The sequence below is a fragment of the Pseudomonas helvetica genome, from assembly GCF_039908645.1.
Classification (GTDB): domain Bacteria; phylum Pseudomonadota; class Gammaproteobacteria; order Pseudomonadales; family Pseudomonadaceae; genus Aquipseudomonas; species Aquipseudomonas helvetica.
The window spans coordinates 5,563,474-5,578,380 of record NZ_CP150917.1 but is presented as its reverse complement, the minus strand read 5'-3'; the positions used below and the strand labels follow the sequence as shown (position 1 = coordinate 5,578,380).

The following is a 14,907-nucleotide window of genomic DNA, read 5'->3' as shown; positions in this document are numbered from 1 at the left end:
GGGCGCCGGAGCGCCCCGTACGACTTACTCGGTCGGTACTTGCATAGGTGACTGACGCGGAGTGTTCGCTTCAGCTTTACGGGCTGCTTCCAGCGCGTCGGCTTCCGCTTTGGCACGGTCATCGGCAGTCTGTTGCAACTGATCAAGCTGAGCCGGGGTAAGCTGTTGCAGGCGCAGCATCATGCGTTGCACCATGTCGCGACGCATTTCCTTGCGCACCTCGGCGGCTTCCTGGTCGGAGCCAGTGATGTTGTTGCCGTCGTGCATGAAGACCTTCTGCACTTGCAGTTTGTCGTCGAGCAGGGAGAGCTTGTTGTGGCCCACGATTTGATAGTTCAGCACGTTGGTCAGCTCATACTCGGCCGAATGGCCGCCGCCGGAGTAGCTGAGGCTGCGCTGGCTTTCCTGTTCGTCGGTGAATACCAACTTGTAAGGTGCGCCGGCATAGACTTTGACGCCACTGCTTTCAAGCACCTGGCGCATCAGCGTCACGGTTTCGCCATATGAGTTGCGTGCGCTCAGGTCGAGTTCCCTGATCGCCAGTTCGGCGGTGCCGGTACCGCGCAGTTGGAAGCCGCAGGCGCTCAGCAAAACAGCGAGCCCCATCACCAGCAGATTGCGTTTGATCATCTTGTTGCTCCCCTTGAAACCATGTGGGCCGAGCGAGCGACCCGAAAGGTTCTGTTCGGCGCCAGGTATGGACCTTGCGCCTGATCCAATTAGCTAGCGACGATATTGACCAGTTTTCCGGGCACTACGATCACTTTACGAATAGTCAGGCCGTCGACAAAGCGCAGCACGTTTTCATTGGCTCGTGCGGCGGCTTCGACTTCTTCGCGGCTGGCACTGGCGGGCATTTCGATCTGGCCGCGCAGCTTGCCGTTGACCTGAATCACCAGTTGCAGGCTGTCTTGAACCAGCGCGCTGTCGTCCAGAACCGGCCAACCGGCATCGATCACCGGATCGGCGTGACCCAGTCGATGCCACAGCTCATGGCTGATGTGCGGGGTGATCGGGGCCAGGAGCAGGGTCACGGTTTCCAGGCCTTCGTGAATCAGCGCGCGGTCCTGTTCGGTGTCTTGCGCGGCTTTTTCCAGCACGTTCATCAGCGTCATCACTTGGGCGATGGCGGTGTTGAATTTGTGGTTCTGGCCCACGTCGTGGCTGGCCTGCTTGATAGCCTGGTGGATTGAACGGCGAATGGCTTTCTGCTCGTCGTTCAAGGTGGCGACGTCCAGTTTGCCCGGCAGGCCCTGGGTGACGTGCGCTTGAGCGAGACGCCAGACGCGCTTGAGGAAGCGGTGCGAACCTTCTACGCCGGAGTCGGACCATTCCGCGCTCATGTCCGGTGGCGAGGCGAACATCATGAACAGGCGGCAAGTGTCTGCGCCGAACTGATCGATCATCGACTGTGGATCGACGCCGTTGTTCTTCGACTTGGCCATCTTCTCGGTCCCGCCGATTTCCACCGGCAGGCCGTCTGCGATCAACTTGGCGCTAATGACCTTGGCCTTGCTGTCGCGCTCGAGTACCACGTCCGCCGGGTTGAACCAGGTGTAAGCACCGTTGGCTTCGCGACGATAATAAGTCTCGGCGATCACCATGCCCTGGGTCAGCAGGTTCTTGAACGGCTCGTTGGAGCTCACCAGGCCTTCGTCGCGCATCAGCTTGTGGAAGAAGCGCGCATAGAGCAGGTGCAGGATCGCGTGTTCGATACCGCCGATGTATTGATCCACTGGCAACCAATGGTCGGCCGCGGATTTTTCCACCAGGCCGCCTTCATAGTGCGGAGAGGCGTAACGAGCGTAGTACCACGAGGACTCGACGAAGGTGTCCATGGTGTCGGTTTCACGCTTGGCAGGTGCGCCGCATTTCGGGCACGTGCATTCGTAGAACTCGGGCATGCGCGCCAATGGCGAACCGGCTCCATCGGGTACGACGTCTTCCGGCAGCACGACAGGCAGTTGATTTTCCGGGACCGGCACGTCACCGCAGGTATCGCAGTGGATGATCGGGATCGGGCAGCCCCAGTAACGCTGGCGGCTGATGCCCCAGTCGCGCAGGCGGAACTGAGTGCGCGAGGCACCGAGGCTTTTCTTGATCAGGGCCACTTCGATGGCGTCGAACGCGCCCGCGAAATCCAGGCCATCGAACTCGCCGGAGTTGATCAGCGTGCCGTGTTCGCCGTAGGCGTCTTGCCATGGTGTCGGGTTGCTATCACCGGAACTGGTGCGCACGACTGATTTAACCGGCAGGTTGTACTTGTGGGCGAATTCGAAATCGCGCTCGTCGTGGGCCGGAACCGCCATTACTGCGCCGTCGCCGTAGTGCATCAGCACATAGTTGGCGACCCATACCGGCAATTTTTCGCCGGTCAGCGGGTGCTCGACGAACAGGCCGGTCGGCAGGCCTTTTTTCTCCTGGGTGGCAACGTCGGCTTCGGCCACGCTGCCGCCTTTGCATTGCGCGATGAACGCTTGCAGCTCAGGGTTGTTCTTCGCCGCCAGGGTCGCCAGGTGATGTTCGGCAGCCACGGCAACGTAGGTCGCGCCCATCAGGGTGTCCGGACGGGTGGTGAAGACTTTCAGTGCGCCCGTTTCGCCGATCGAATCGACGTTGTACGGGAACTGCACTTCCATGCCGCGGGATTTGCCAATCCAGTTGCGCTGCATGGTTTTGACTTGCTCAGGCCAGCCCGGCAGGTCGTCGAGACTCTCCAGCAGTTCATCCGCGTAAGCGGTGATCTTGAAGTAGTACATCGGGATTTCGCGTTTTTCGATCAGCGCGCCGGAGCGCCAGCCGCGACCGTCGATCACCTGTTCGTTGGCCAGAACGGTCTGGTCGACCGGGTCCCAGTTCACGGTGCCGTTTTTACGGTAGATCACGCCTTTTTCGAACAGGCGAGTGAACAGCCATTGTTCCCAACGGTAGTAATCCGGCTTGCAGGTGGTGACTTCGCGCGACCAGTCCACCGCCAGGCCCAGGCTGCGCAGCTGGGATTTCATGTAGGCGATGTTTTCGTAGGTCCACTTGGCGGGCGCTACGTTGTTCTTCATTGCGGCGTTTTCCGCCGGCATGCCAAAAGCGTCCCAACCCATGGGTTGCAGGACGTTTTTGCCTTGCATGCGCTGATAGCGGGAGATCACGTCGCCAATGGTGTAGTTGCGCACGTGCCCCATGTGTAGCTTGCCGCTGGGGTAAGGGAACATCGACAGGCAGTAGAAAGTCTCCTTGCCTGGCTGTTCACTGACTTCAAAGGACTTTTGCTCGTCCCAGAACGACTGGGCGGCGGCTTCGATTTCACGGGGCTGGTATTGTTCGTGCATGGCTACTTTTGAACTGAATAGGGGTGGCCTAATCCTCTTCAATGCAACGCTGGACGCTGATGACGCCAAAAGTGGCGTTTTCGATGCCCAGTCGAGCTGGAAGTGGAGTTACAGGAAGCGCCGTAGCATACATGACCGCGCTCTACCGAGGGAAACCTTGATTACACGCGTAGGGCCGTTGGTCGCGGCACCTGAACGGTTTTCTCAGCGAAGCTAAGCTCTAGATGGGGAGTGAGTCTTATCTTCAATGAGGTGAGGGATGGTTGAGTCACAACGAAAAGTAACTAAACCGGAGCTGTACGAAAAGCTGATAGAGCGCCTGGGGCTGGCCCTGGATGCCGCAAGGACAGCTGGCCGGTTACGCGATGAGCGTCCGGTGGAGCTGGAACTTCGCGGGTTGAGCCGCGCAGAGTTCGAACTGATCATGGCTTATCTGGATCGTAGTGAACATGAGGCGCAAGGATGCTTGTCATCAGAAGCAGTGAAGCCTAAGGACGTTCCCCGTTCGGCGAAAATTATCTGGTTGCAAGACAAGCTCTCTCGCAGAGACGCGGTAAAGGTCCGGTCCCTGCTGGTCAAGTAAGCGATCAGGCAAATGTTCGTTGCCCCAAGCGGGCGCATGAAGTCGCCCGAGATGGCTTTTTGAAGGAAAGGCCTTCCATCTTAGTTGTCGCTTTGTTTCAACCCACTTAGGCTTCGGGCATCTCAGGAGATGCCCGATGCCTTTTCGTTATTTCGTTAAACAACTGCTTCTGCCACCCGGTATTTTTTTGCTGTTGCTTGCGCTTGCCTGGTGGTTGCGCCGCTCAAGACCACGCCTTGCAGGGCTGTGTTTTGCCTTGGGCGCCGGTGGGTTCTGGTTGATGAGCTTGCCGGTCGTTGTGCAGTGGAGCGCGAAGGCCCTTGAGCGTGAAGCACCGCTGGCCCGCAGCGAATGGGCGACTCTGGCCGAGCGCGCGGATGTGATCGTGGTGCTGGGGGCGGGGCGCGAACGCGGTGACCTGGCCTGGGGTTCCGATCAGCCAACGGGTGTGGCGCTGGAGCGTGAGCGTTATGCGGCGCGGCTGGCCAAGGCGTCGGGTTTGCCGGTGTTGACCAGCGGTGGTTTGCATTACGGCACGCCACCGACTGAAGCGAAGTTGATGGCCGATTCGTTACAGGATGATTTTGGGGTCACGGTTCGTTGGCAGGAAGGGCGCAGCCGCACCACCTGGGAAAACGCTCAATTCACTGCCGAACTGCTGGAGCCTGTGGGGTTGAAGCGGGTCGTGGTGGTGACGCAAGCCTGGCATATGCCGCGCAGCGTCTGGAGTTTCGAGCAGGCGGGATTTACCGTGGTGCCGGCTCCGGTGGGCTTTTTAGGCACCGATAATGGCGAGCCGTTGGGTGGCTGGATGCCGACGTTCAAATCGATCTGGCGATCCGGCCAGTTGTTGAATGAGGCGGTGGGGCAGATCGGCTATTCGATTTTTTATCGCTGATATTGATCGTTCCCACCTCTGTGGCAAGGGAGCAAGCTCCCTCGCCACAAGTGCTTAAACCGTCTTGGCGATCCGGCTGGCCAGCAATGCCCAGCCAAACAGCAGTACACAAAGGATAAGCAGCGGCCACGAGCGCCATTGCAGGTAAGGCGTCAGGTTGTGCATCGGCACCACGTCACCGTAGAGAATGCCGCGTTCGAATTGCGGGATTTGCACGGTGATTTTGCCGAAGGGATCAATCAATCCGGTGACGCCGTTGTTGGTCGCGCGAATCATCCAGCGCCCGGCTTCCAGCGCTCGCATTTGCGCCATCTGCAAGTGTTGCAGCGGGCCGATGGAGGTGCCGAACCAGGTGTCGTTGCTGATGGTCAGCAGCAAATCGCTGCGCGCCGAAAGGCTGGCGGCAAATTCCGGGTAGACCACTTCGTAACAGATGAACGGTGCAATCTGATAACCCTTGGCTTGCAACAACGGCTGATCAGCCGGGCCGCGGGCGAAATCCGACATCGGCAGATCGAAGAACGCAATCAGGCCGCGCAGTAACTCTTGCAGCGGCACGTATTCGCCAAACGGCACCAGTTTCTGCTTGAGGTAAGTGCCATCGCCTTGACCAACCACCGTGATGCCATTGTAGAAGCGTTTCTCGTGGTGCACTTCCTGGCGGATCGGCACGCCGGTAATCAGTGCCGAGTTACGTTCGGCGGCGAAGCTGCCCATCATGTTCAGGTAGCCCTCGGCAGACTCCTTGAGCACCGGGACCGCGGTTTCCGGCCAGATCAGCAGGTCGACACGTTTGGAGGTGAAGCTCATGTCGCGGTACAGCGCCAGTTGCGCGTTGAGCTGCGCCGGGTCCCACTTCATGCTTTGTTCGATGTTGCCCTGAATCGCCGCGACGCTCAGCGGATTGCCCGAAGGGCTGGTCCAGGCGTGGCCTTTGAGCGACAGGCCGATGACCCAAGGCGCAGCCAGCAACAGCAGGCCGGCGACGATAAAGCCTTTGTGTCCGGCCTTGATCAGGCGTGGCAGGTTGTACGCAAGCGCGGCGGTCAGGGCCAGGCTGAAGGAAATCAGCCACATACCACCCAATGGCGCCAATCCGGCGAGCGGACCGTCGAGTTGGCTGTAACCGGAATAAAGCCATGGAAAACCGGTGAGGAACCAGCCGCGAAACGCTTCCTGGCCCACCCACAACGCCGCGAATGCCAAGGCGTCGGCCAATGGCGCTTCGTTACGGCGCAACCAGCGCGCCCAGATCCAGGCGGGCAGGGCGAAGAACCAGGCAATCGCGGCGGTGAACGCCAGCATCAGCAATCCGGCGAGCAGCATCGAAGCGCCACCAAAGTTGTGGATGCTGTAGTAGATCCAACTGGTGCCGGCGCCAAACAGGCCGAAACCGAAACACCAGCCGCGACCCAGCGCCTGACGAGGTGTCAGTTCACGCAAGCCCGCATAGAAAAATCCGACCGCCAGCAATGCCAGCGGCCAGATATCGAATGGCGCCAAGGCCAGGGTGGTGAGTGCACCGGCCGCCACGGCCAGCAGGTTACCGGGCCAGCCGGGGCGGGTGATCCAACGCATGTCAGTCCTTAGCGGGCTATAGGGGTCAAGCGCAGCAAGTGAATGCGACGGCTGTCGGCGTTCAGGATGCGGAAGCGATAGGCGCCGATTTCAGTGATTTCGTTGCGTTTTGGCAAGTGCCCGAACGCGCTCATCACCAGGCCGCCAACGGTGTCGAATTCGTCGTCGGAGAATTCGCTGTCGAAGAACTCGTTGAAGTTCTCGATCGGTGTCAGGGCCTTGATCAGGAAGTCGCCGCTTGGCAGTGGCTTGATGTAGCTGTCTTCTTCAACGTCGTGCTCGTCTTCGATGTCGCCGACGATTTGCTCGAGCACGTCTTCGATGGTCACCAGACCCGCCACGCCGCCGTATTCGTCGATGACGATGGCCATGTGGTTATGGTTGGCGCGGAACTCGCGCAGCAACACGTTCAGACGCTTGGACTCGGGCACGAAAGTGGCCGGACGCAGCAAATCCTTGATGTTGAAGCTGTCGCCGTTCTCCTTGAGGATCAGCGGCAGCAGATCCTTGGCCAGCAACACGCCCATGACGTCGTCGTGGCTCTCGCCGATTACCGGGTAACGCGAGTGCGCGGACTCAACCACGGCCGGGAGGAATTCACGGGGTGTCTGGGTCGCCTTGATGCTGACCATCTGCGAGCGCGGGACCATGATGTCGCGTACTTGCAGGTCAGCAACCTGGATGGCGCCCTCGACGATGGCCAGCGCTTCGCTGTCCAGCAACTTGTTCTGATGGGCATCACGCAGAAGCTCCAGCAGCTCCTGACGGTTTTTCGGCTCGTGGGCAAAAGCCTGGGTGAGCTTACCCAGCCAGGACTTTTGCCCGTTGCTCGATCGATCTTCGCTCATAGCGATTACTCTGAATCCTTTGTTGTAACGATAGGGGATGTTTCGGTTTCGTCGTCCGCATAGGGGTCAGGATGACCCAATTCTGCAAGCAACGTTCGTTCCAGTGCTTCCATTTCTTCGGCTTCGTCATCATCTATATGGTCGTAACCAAGCAGATGCAAGCAGCCGTGAATGACCAGATGCGCCCAGTGGGCCTTCAACTCCTTGCCTTGCTCGGCAGCCTCGCGCTCGACCACGGCCACGCAGATCACCAGATCGCCCAGCAGCGGGATGTCCAGCAATTCGTCGGGCACATCGGCAGGGAACGACAACACATTGGTTGCGTAATCCTTTTGACGCCAGGTGTAGTTCAGCTCGCGGCCTTCTTCCTCGTCGACCAGGCGAATGGTCAATTCCGAGTCGGCGGTGCGCTGACGCAGGGCCAGTTCGCACCATTGGCGGAACTCGGCTTCGCTTGGAGCGGGCGCTTCGGTCGCCAGTTGCAGATCAAGCTCAAGCATCGTGGCGATTGCCCTTTTCAGCGGAAAGTGTTGCAGGTTCGTCAATCAGGCGATTTTCGAAACGCTCGTAGGCTTCGACAATGCGCTGCACCAGCGGGTGGCGCACGACGTCTTTGGGTTTGAAGTGGGTAAAGCTGATGCCCGGTACTTCCTTGAGCACGTCGATCACATGAATCAGCCCGGACTTGGTGCCTTTCGGCAGGTCGATCTGGGTGATGTCACCGGTGATGACCGCGGTCGAGCCAAAACCGATCCGCGTCAGGAACATCTTCATCTGTTCGACGGTGGTGTTCTGGCTTTCGTCGAGGATGATGAAGCTGTTGTTCAGCGTGCGGCCTCGCATGTACGCCAGCGGCGCAACTTCGATCACCTGGCGTTCGATCAGCTTGGCGACGTGTTCAAAGCCGAGCATTTCGTACAGCGCGTCATACAGCGGGCGCAAGTACGGGTCGATTTTTTGTGCCAGGTCGCCGGGCAGGAAGCCGAGTTTCTCGCCGGCCTCGACCGCTGGACGTACCAGCAGGATGCGGCGGATCTGCTCGCGCTCCAGCGCATCGACTGCGCAGGCAACGGCCAGATAGGTCTTGCCGGTACCGGCGGGGCCGATGCCGAAGTTGATATCGTTGCCCAGGATTTCCTTCACGTAGCGCAGCTGATTCAAGCCGCGAGGGCGAATCATGCCTTTTTTGGTGCGCAGGGCGACTGAGGGTTCGGCGGGCGAATGGTTGTCCATTTCTTCCACGGCCGATTCCTGCAGGAACAGGTGAACCATGTCTGGCGACAGCTCGCTACTCTTGGTTTCACGGTAGAGGCGGCGCAGCAGGTTTTCCGCGGAGATGGTGTGCTTGGGCTCGCCGATCAATTCGAACTGATTGCCGCGATTGCGGATCACGATCGCCAGGCGCTGTTCGATCAAGCGCAAATGCTCGTCGAATTGCCCGCACAGATTGGCGAAGCGATGAGCCTCAAAGGGCTCGAGGATGAAGCGATGTGGTTCTATGGGTGCGTTCAAGGTTGTTTTTAGCCGCCCTGGGGCAATGGAGATAAATCAAGGATAACGCCAGAGGCCTGGGTACGAAAGCTCTTAAACAGACCAACATCAAACACCCATTCCATTCCTGTGGCGAGGGAGCTTGCTCCCGCTGGAGTGCGAAGCGCTCCCAGCCCGGTCACTACGGTTTTTCAGAAGGTACCGAAGCGACTGGTTTGCGGCTGCTTCGCAACCGAGCGGGAGCAAGCTCCCTCGCCACAGGAGCCCGCACTAGCCGGAACTAGCCTTGTTGAATCAACGAGCCACGTAGCGAGTGCGGCTGTGCGGCGTCGATGTGCACGTCGGCGAACTGGCCGATCAAGGTCGGATTGTCGCAGCGGAAGTTTACGATTCGATTATTCTCGGTCCGGCCTTGCAGTTCGCCCGGGTCTTTTTTCGAGTAATCGGTCACCAGGATCCGCTGGGTTGAACCGACCATTTGTCGGCTGATCTCGAAACCTTGCTGGTTGAGGCGATGTTGCAGGGCGTTCAGGCGCTCTTTTTTCAGCTCTTCCGGGGTTTCGTCGGCCAAGTCGGCAGCCGGGGTGCCCGGGCGTTGGCTGTAGACGAACGAGTAGGAGAAGTCGAAACCGACGTCTTCAATCAGCTTCATGGTCTGTTCGAAGTCTTTTTCGGTCTCGCCGGGGAAGCCGACGATAAAGTCCGAACTGATGCAAATGCCCGGCACGGCGGCGCGCAGTTTGCGCAGTTTCGACTTGTACTCGAGTGCGGTGTGGTTGCGCTTCATCGCTGCAAGAATCCGGTCCGAACCCGACTGCACCGGCAAATGCAGGTGTTTGACCAGTTCCGGCACTTCGGCGTGGGCCTGGATCAGGCTGTCGGAGAACTCCAGCGGGTGCGACGTGGTGTAGCGGATGCGGTCGATGCCATCGACAGCCGCCACCACGCGGATCAGCTCGGCCAGATCGGCCAGGCGCCCATCATGGGTCAGGCCACGGTAGCCATTGACGTTCTGCCCCAGCAGGGTGACTTCACGCACGCCGTTCTCGGCCAGGTGAATGATCTCGGCGATCACGTCGTCGAACGGTCGGCTGACTTCTTCACCACGGGTATAGGGCACTACGCAGAAAGTGCAGTACTTGCTGCAACCTTCCATCACCGACACATAGGCGCTTGGGCCATCGATGCGCGGTTCTGGCAGGTGGTCGAATTTTTCGATTTCCGGGAACGAGACGTCGACTTGCGGCAGTTTGGTCAGGCGCGCGGCGTCGATCATTTCCGGCAGGCGGTGCAGGGTCTGTGGACCGAATACCACGTCGACATAGGGGGCACGGTCGCGGATTGCCGCGCCTTCCTGGCTGGCCACGCAACCGCCGACGGCGATGACCATTTCCGGGTTGGCGAGCTTCAGTTCGCGCCAGCGGCCAAGCTGGGAGTACACCCGGTCCTGGGCGCGCTCGCGAATCGAGCAGGTGTTGAGCAGGATGACGTCTGCGTCTTCGGCGCGCGCTGTCACCTCCAGGGCCTGATGTTCGCCCAGCAGATCGACCATGCGCGAGCTGTCGTACTCGTTCATCTGGCAACCGTGGGTTTCGATGTAAAGCTTCTTGGCCATGGACGGGTTCATCACGTGATTCAAAGAACCGCGCATTATAGGGAACAAGTCCCCAGGTTCCTACCGTCGTGCGTCCAGCGGCTATGCTATAGTTCGCGCCCTCATTTTTATCCCTCGATGTGTTGCTCGCCCACCATGACCAAACGTGAAGCTCCAATCTACAAGGTGATTTTCCTCAACCAGGGCCAGGTGTTCGAAATGTACGCCAAGCAGATCTATCAAAGTGATCTGTGGGGCTTTCTGGAAGTGGAAGAGTTCGTCTTTGGCGAGCGCACGCAAGTGGTCGTCGATCCGAGCGAAGAGAAGCTCAAGGCTCAGTTCGAGGGCGTGGTGCGTAGTTTTGTGCCGATGCATTCGATTGTGCGCATCGACGAAGTCGAGCGTATGGGCACCCCGAAAATCAGCGAAGCCCGTGGCGCGGTCGGCAATGTCATGCCGTTTCCGATGCCGATGCCTGAGAAGTAAGCGGCTGCCCCCTGTGGCGAGGGAGCTTGCTCCCGCTGGGGCGCGAAGCGGCCCTGAATTATATCTGTCACACCGCGTTAGCTGACTTTACGACCGCTGCGCAGTCGAGCGGGAGCAAGCTCCCTCGCCACAGTAGCCCGCGCTGGATTCAGGGTAATGGCGAGAAAGGCGTACGCCCGTCGGCGCTTTGCAGTTCCATCAGGTATTTACGGAAAATTTGCCCCAGCACCTGGGTCGCAACTTCCAGTTCACTGCGTTGCATGTGCTCGGCGACTTCGTCGGCGGTGTCCAGCGCATCTTCCGCGCCGTTGACCGCGGCCATTTTCAGCACGATATATGCCTGAACGTTATTGGCCGGCACGCCTTCGCCATGGAAGAACATGATGCCGAGTTTGAATTGCGCCTGAGCGTGGCCTTGCAGCGAAGCTTTTTCGAAGTAGCTCAGGGCTTGATTGAGGTCGCGCGGCACGCGTTTGCCGTCGTAGTAGAACTCGCCCAACTCGTATTGCGCTTCCGCATCCCCGGCGTCCGACGCTTTCTGGCAGGCGGCGAGCGCCTCCTTCAGGTCTTCAGGCTGGGTATTGAGGGTGCAACGACCCATCGCTGGGATCAACAACGAGTTGCCGCCTGCTTGTGCATGCGCGAGCAGGGGCTGAAGGAGCAACAGGCAGCCCAGTGCAAGGGCGCGGCCGGTGCGGTTCATGGGAATCGACTTACCTCTGAAGGGCGCGCGGACCCGTCGAGGGATCCAATAAGCGCGCATTATGAAATAAGCAGGACCCACCTTACAAAGTCTTTACTCGTTTTTCTGCCGCGCGGGGAATATATCTGCCGCTTTTGGGGGAATTATCAGTATCGCGTAAGAAATAAGCTAGGCAGGTAGGATAAAGCTGACGCCGACAATCGTCGACGTCAGCGTCTATTGCATTACTTCAATGCAGCGAATGCACGTTCAGCAGCGTCCAGCGTCAGCTTCAGCTCGGCTTCGCCGTGAGCGATCGAGGTGAAACCGGCTTCGAAGGCGCTCGGTGCCAGGTACACGCCACCTTCAAGCATCAGGTGGAAGAAGCGCTTGAACAGGTTGGCATCGCTGGCCATCACGTCATCGAAGGTCACGATGTCGTCGGCGCCGCTGAAGTACAGGCCAAACATGCCACCGGCCTGGGTGGTCACGAACGGGATGCCAGCGGCGTCGGCGCGCTGTTGCAGGCCATCGAGCAGGCGACTGGTGTACTCGCTGAGTTCGGCGTGAAAGCCCGGGCGGCTGATCAGGCGCAGGGTGGTCAGGCCGGCGGCCATGGCCAACGGGTTACCCGACAGCGTGCCCGCCTGGTAAACCGGACCCAGCGGCGCGATGTGCGACATGATTTCGCGTTTGCCGCCGAAGCAGCCGACCGGCATGCCGCCACCGATAATCTTGCCGAAGGTGCTCAGGTCCGGGGTTACGCCGTAATACGCCTGGGCCCCACCCAGTGCCACGCGGAAACCGGTCATCACTTCGTCGAAGATCAGCACCACGCCGTGTTTGTCACACAGGGTGCGCAGGCCTTCGAGGAAACCTGGCGCTGGCGGCACGCAGTTCATGTTGCCCGCCACTGGCTCGACGATGATGCACGCCACTTCCTGGCCAACTTCGGCGAGCATTTTTTCAACGGCGTCGATGTCGTTGAATGGCAGCGTCAGGGTGTGCTTGGCGAAGGCCGCAGGAACCCCGGCAGAACTTGGCACGCCTTGGGTCAGCAGGCCGGAGCCGGCTTTCACCAACAGGCTGTCGGAGTGACCGTGGTAGCAACCTTCGAACTTGATGATGCTGTCGCGGCCGGTGAAACCACGGGCCAGGCGAATGGCGCTCATGGTCGCTTCGGTGCCGGAGCTGACCATGCGCACCATTTCCATCGACGGCACGATCGAGCAGACCAGGTCGGCCATCTCGGTTTCCATCTCGGTCGGGGCGCCGTAGGACAGACCGTGTTCAAGTTGCTTGCGCACGGCGTCGAGCACGTCCGGGTGGCTGTGGCCGAGAATCATCGGGCCCCAGGAGCCGACGTAATCGACATAACGCTTGTTGTCTTCGTCCGTCACGTAGGCGCCTTCGGCGTGCTTGAAGAACAGCGGCGTGCCGCCGACGCTCTTGAAGGCACGCACAGGCGAGTTCACGCCGCCGGGAATGTGTTTCTGGGCATTGGCAAACAGGGTTTCGGAACGAGACATGATTGGGCTCTCAAAAATCGGTAATTGAATACTTAAGCTTTGAACAAGTCGTTGAAGGCGCGGGCACGGCGCGTCACTTCTTGAGTGTCTTCGGCACCAAACAGCCCGTGAACCACGGCCAGCAGATCAACTCCGTGGGCCACCAGCGGGGCGGCGTTGTCGAGGGTGATGCCGCCGATCGCGCAGATCGGCAGGTGCAGTTTGCTGCGGGCCTGATCGAGCAGTTCGAGACTGCAGGTCGGCGCGCCGGGCTTGGTGTTGGAGTTGAAGAAGCGGCCGAAGGCGACGTAACTGGCGCCTTCCTTTGCCGCTTGTTCGGCGAGTTCGAGTTGCGCGTGGCAGGTCGAACCGATGATCGCCTGGCGACCCAGCAGCGAGCGGGCCGGGGTCAGCGGGCCATCGGTCTGCCCCAGGTGTACGCCGACGCCCAGGCGCGCGGCCAGTTCGGCGTCGTCATTGATGATCAGCTGGGTCTTGTAGCGTCCGCACAGGTCATGCAGGGCCTCGGCCTCACGCAGTCGGCGGGCTTCGTCGGTGCTTTTGTCGCGGTACTGCAGCAGCGTGACGCCGCCGTCCAGCGCAGCCTCCACGTAAGGCAGGAACTTGCCGGCCAGCAGTTGGCTGTCGGTAATGGCGTACAGGCCACGTAATTTCATCGTGCAGGCCTCATGGCGTTACGAGCAAAAATCCAGCGGCAGACGGCGTGGCACGAACTGGCCTTTGCCCAGCTGTTCGGCGTCTCGCAGGGTGCGCCACGTGTAATTGAGTGCCGACTGTACCGCGCTGGCCAGGTGTTCGCCCTGGGCCAGGCGTCCGGCCAGGGCGCTGGCCAAGGTGCAGCCCGAACCATGATAGCTGCCGGGCAGGCGCTGGCAGGTGTAGGTGTGGCGGCTGCCGTCGCGGCTGTACAGGCGATTATGCACTTCGTGTTCGTCGCCATGACCGCCGGTGATCAGCAGGTGCTTGACGTAAGGCAGGAGTTTTTCTGCGCATTCATCGGCCGTGCCTTCGGGCAATTCGGCAAGGATGCGTGCTTCCGGGAGGTTAGGGGTGGCGATGATCGCCAGTGGCAGCAGGCGCTCGCGCATGGCGTAGCCGACCTCGTCCTTGCCCAGTCGTCCGCCACCACCGGCGCGCAATACCGGGTCACAGACCACCGGCAGATGCGGATGCGCCTGAAGCAGTTCGACCACGGTGTCGACCATTTCCAGTGAGCCGAGCATGCCCAGCTTGACTGCCGCGACCGTCGAGTCGTTGAGCACGGCGTTGGCTTGCGCCAGCACCCACTCACGGTCGAGAACGCGGAAGTCACTGACGTTGACCGTGTCTTGCACAGTCAGCGCAGTCACTGCCGGGGCAGCATGACAACCCTGAGCGAGCAGGGCTTCGATATCTGCCTGCAAGCCGGCGCCACCACTTGGGTCGTGGCCGGAGAGACAGAGGACAACGGGGCGAGAGCTGTAGATATTCATGGTGCGCGAGCTTACCACCAAACATCTTTTTCGGGTGCTGTGCCAACCTGTTCTGCCGATACATTGTGGCGAGGGAGCTTGCTCCCGCTGGGCGGCGAAGCCGCCCCAAAACGATCTTTCAGTTAGACCGCGTCGGCTGACTTTACGACGGCTACGCCCGAACGCGGACCGGCCGACGGGAGCAAGCTCCCTCGCCACAGGTGCGCATCAACCTTGTTGGCATTGTCACAATCTGACCGACTCAACATTTCCGGTTTTGCCATTCGCTCTGAAAGGCCTGTTCTAGAGCCTTTAGACTAAATTTTCCAATGGTGTTTAATGGCCATCAGCGGCTATGCTAGAGTGGATCCAAACCAATAACAGGTAATGCCGGTTTTACGTCTACTCAAAGGGAATGGGGGGCTTCCTGACACAACCGGA

At 59.9% G+C, this 14,907-nt stretch carries 14 protein-coding genes; 3 read left to right on the top strand and 11 right to left on the bottom strand.

Going from position 1 to position 14,907, the window contains the following annotated elements; translation table 11 throughout:
• Positions 1-24 precede the first annotated feature (24 nt).
• Together lptE and leuS are read right to left on the bottom strand one after the other, a co-directional pair.
• Entirely contained in the window at positions 25-630 is a 606-nt protein-coding gene (gene lptE / locus AABM55_RS25720) for an LPS assembly lipoprotein LptE (RefSeq protein WP_347928105.1), read from the bottom strand.
• 89 nt (positions 631-719) lie between these two features.
• Entirely contained in the window at positions 720-3,326 is a 2,607-nt protein-coding gene (gene leuS, locus AABM55_RS25715) for a leucine--tRNA ligase (RefSeq protein WP_103317513.1), read from the bottom strand.
• Between the two features lie 259 nt (positions 3,327-3,585).
• On the opposite strand from leuS, the gene AABM55_RS25710 reads away from it, so the two are divergent.
• Both AABM55_RS25710 and AABM55_RS25705 read left to right on the top strand, forming a co-directional pair.
• Positions 3,586-3,909, top strand: coding sequence for a hypothetical protein (locus AABM55_RS25710; RefSeq protein ID WP_054594197.1), 324 nt, complete (start codon positions 3,586-3,588; stop codon positions 3,907-3,909).
• A gap of 136 nt (positions 3,910-4,045) precedes the next feature.
• Positions 4,046-4,807 (top strand): YdcF family protein, encoded by a 762-nt coding sequence (locus AABM55_RS25705; protein ID WP_347928104.1) that lies wholly within the window; start codon positions 4,046-4,048, stop codon positions 4,805-4,807.
• 54 nt (positions 4,808-4,861) lie between these two features.
• Here the strand turns inward: AABM55_RS25705 and lnt are convergent, their stop codons facing one another.
• The 5 genes from lnt to miaB form a co-directional block, all read right to left on the bottom strand.
• The gene (lnt, locus tag AABM55_RS25700; protein WP_347928103.1) at positions 4,862-6,385 is read right to left on the bottom strand and encodes an apolipoprotein N-acyltransferase; all 1,524 of its coding nucleotides are present in this window, start codon (positions 6,383-6,385) and stop codon (positions 4,862-4,864) included.
• Between the two features lie 8 nt (positions 6,386-6,393).
• Positions 6,394-7,233 carry an HlyC/CorC family transporter gene (locus AABM55_RS25695; RefSeq protein ID WP_019691823.1) on the bottom strand — a complete coding sequence of 280 codons (840 nt, stop codon included), beginning with the start codon at positions 7,231-7,233 and terminating at the stop codon, positions 6,394-6,396.
• A 5-nt stretch (positions 7,234-7,238) separates the two neighbouring features.
• Positions 7,239-7,733 carry an rRNA maturation RNase YbeY gene (gene ybeY, locus AABM55_RS25690; RefSeq protein WP_019691824.1) on the bottom strand — a complete coding sequence of 165 codons (495 nt, stop codon included), beginning with the start codon at positions 7,731-7,733 and terminating at the stop codon, positions 7,239-7,241.
• Positions 7,726-8,745 carry a PhoH family protein gene (locus AABM55_RS25685; RefSeq protein ID WP_054594194.1) on the bottom strand — a complete coding sequence of 340 codons (1,020 nt, stop codon included), beginning with the start codon at positions 8,743-8,745 and terminating at the stop codon, positions 7,726-7,728. Before AABM55_RS25685 ends, ybeY begins: the two co-directional genes overlap by 8 nt.
• Positions 8,746-9,004: 259 nt before the next feature.
• Entirely contained in the window at positions 9,005-10,339 is a 1,335-nt protein-coding gene (miaB, locus tag AABM55_RS25680; protein WP_024265123.1) for a tRNA (N6-isopentenyl adenosine(37)-C2)-methylthiotransferase MiaB, read from the bottom strand.
• A 135-nt stretch (positions 10,340-10,474) separates the two neighbouring features.
• Here miaB and AABM55_RS25675 point away from each other — a divergent pair, with 135 nt between their 5' ends.
• Positions 10,475-10,804, top strand: a complete 330-nt coding sequence (locus tag AABM55_RS25675; protein ID WP_008052403.1) for a DUF1820 family protein — start codon at positions 10,475-10,477, stop codon at positions 10,802-10,804.
• 148 nt (positions 10,805-10,952) lie between these two features.
• On the opposite strand, the gene AABM55_RS25670 is transcribed toward AABM55_RS25675, so the two are convergent.
• From AABM55_RS25670 to AABM55_RS25655, 4 genes are all read right to left on the bottom strand, one after another.
• On the bottom strand, positions 10,953-11,507 hold the full coding sequence (locus AABM55_RS25670) for a tetratricopeptide repeat protein (RefSeq protein ID WP_054594193.1): 555 nt from the start codon (positions 11,505-11,507) through the stop codon (positions 10,953-10,955).
• A 224-nt stretch (positions 11,508-11,731) separates the two neighbouring features.
• Complete coding sequence (gene hemL, locus AABM55_RS25665) at positions 11,732-13,015, bottom strand: glutamate-1-semialdehyde 2,1-aminomutase (RefSeq protein ID WP_347928102.1); 1,284 nt, start codon at positions 13,013-13,015, stop codon at positions 11,732-11,734.
• Positions 13,016-13,047: 32 nt separating this feature from the next.
• Complete coding sequence (gene thiE, locus AABM55_RS25660) at positions 13,048-13,671, bottom strand: thiamine phosphate synthase (RefSeq protein WP_145016355.1); 624 nt, start codon at positions 13,669-13,671, stop codon at positions 13,048-13,050.
• A gap of 18 nt (positions 13,672-13,689) precedes the next feature.
• Positions 13,690-14,487: a hydroxymethylpyrimidine/phosphomethylpyrimidine kinase gene (locus AABM55_RS25655; protein ID WP_019691830.1), complete on the bottom strand. Its 798-nt coding sequence runs from the start codon at positions 14,485-14,487 to the stop codon at positions 13,690-13,692.
• Positions 14,488-14,907: the final 420 nt, after the last annotated feature.

Bases quoted from the DNA above. Each gene is read 5' to 3' on its own strand.
- lptE (WP_347928105.1), bottom strand. From the start codon at position 630: ATGATCAAACGCAATCTGCTGGTGATGGGGCTCGCTGTTTTGCTGAGC.
- leuS (WP_103317513.1), bottom strand. From the start codon at position 3,326: ATGCACGAACAATACCAGCCCCGTGAAATCGAAGCCGCCGCCCAGTCG.
- AABM55_RS25710 (WP_054594197.1), top strand. From the start codon at position 3,586: ATGGTTGAGTCACAACGAAAAGTAACTAAACCGGAGCTGTACGAAAAG.
- AABM55_RS25705 (WP_347928104.1), top strand. From the start codon at position 4,046: ATGCCTTTTCGTTATTTCGTTAAACAACTGCTTCTGCCACCCGGTATT.
- lnt (WP_347928103.1), bottom strand. From the start codon at position 6,385: ATGCGTTGGATCACCCGCCCCGGCTGGCCCGGTAACCTGCTGGCCGTG.
- AABM55_RS25695 (WP_019691823.1), bottom strand. From the start codon at position 7,233: ATGAGCGAAGATCGATCGAGCAACGGGCAAAAGTCCTGGCTGGGTAAG.
- ybeY (WP_019691824.1), bottom strand. From the start codon at position 7,733: ATGCTTGAGCTTGATCTGCAACTGGCGACCGAAGCGCCCGCTCCAAGC.
- miaB (WP_024265123.1), bottom strand. From the start codon at position 10,339: ATGGCCAAGAAGCTTTACATCGAAACCCACGGTTGCCAGATGAACGAG.
- AABM55_RS25675 (WP_008052403.1), top strand. From the start codon at position 10,475: ATGACCAAACGTGAAGCTCCAATCTACAAGGTGATTTTCCTCAACCAG.
- AABM55_RS25670 (WP_054594193.1), bottom strand. From the start codon at position 11,507: ATGAACCGCACCGGCCGCGCCCTTGCACTGGGCTGCCTGTTGCTCCTT.
- hemL (WP_347928102.1), bottom strand. From the start codon at position 13,015: ATGTCTCGTTCCGAAACCCTGTTTGCCAATGCCCAGAAACACATTCCC.
- thiE (WP_145016355.1), bottom strand. From the start codon at position 13,671: ATGAAATTACGTGGCCTGTACGCCATTACCGACAGCCAACTGCTGGCC.
- AABM55_RS25655 (WP_019691830.1), bottom strand. From the start codon at position 14,487: ATGAATATCTACAGCTCTCGCCCCGTTGTCCTCTGTCTCTCCGGCCAC.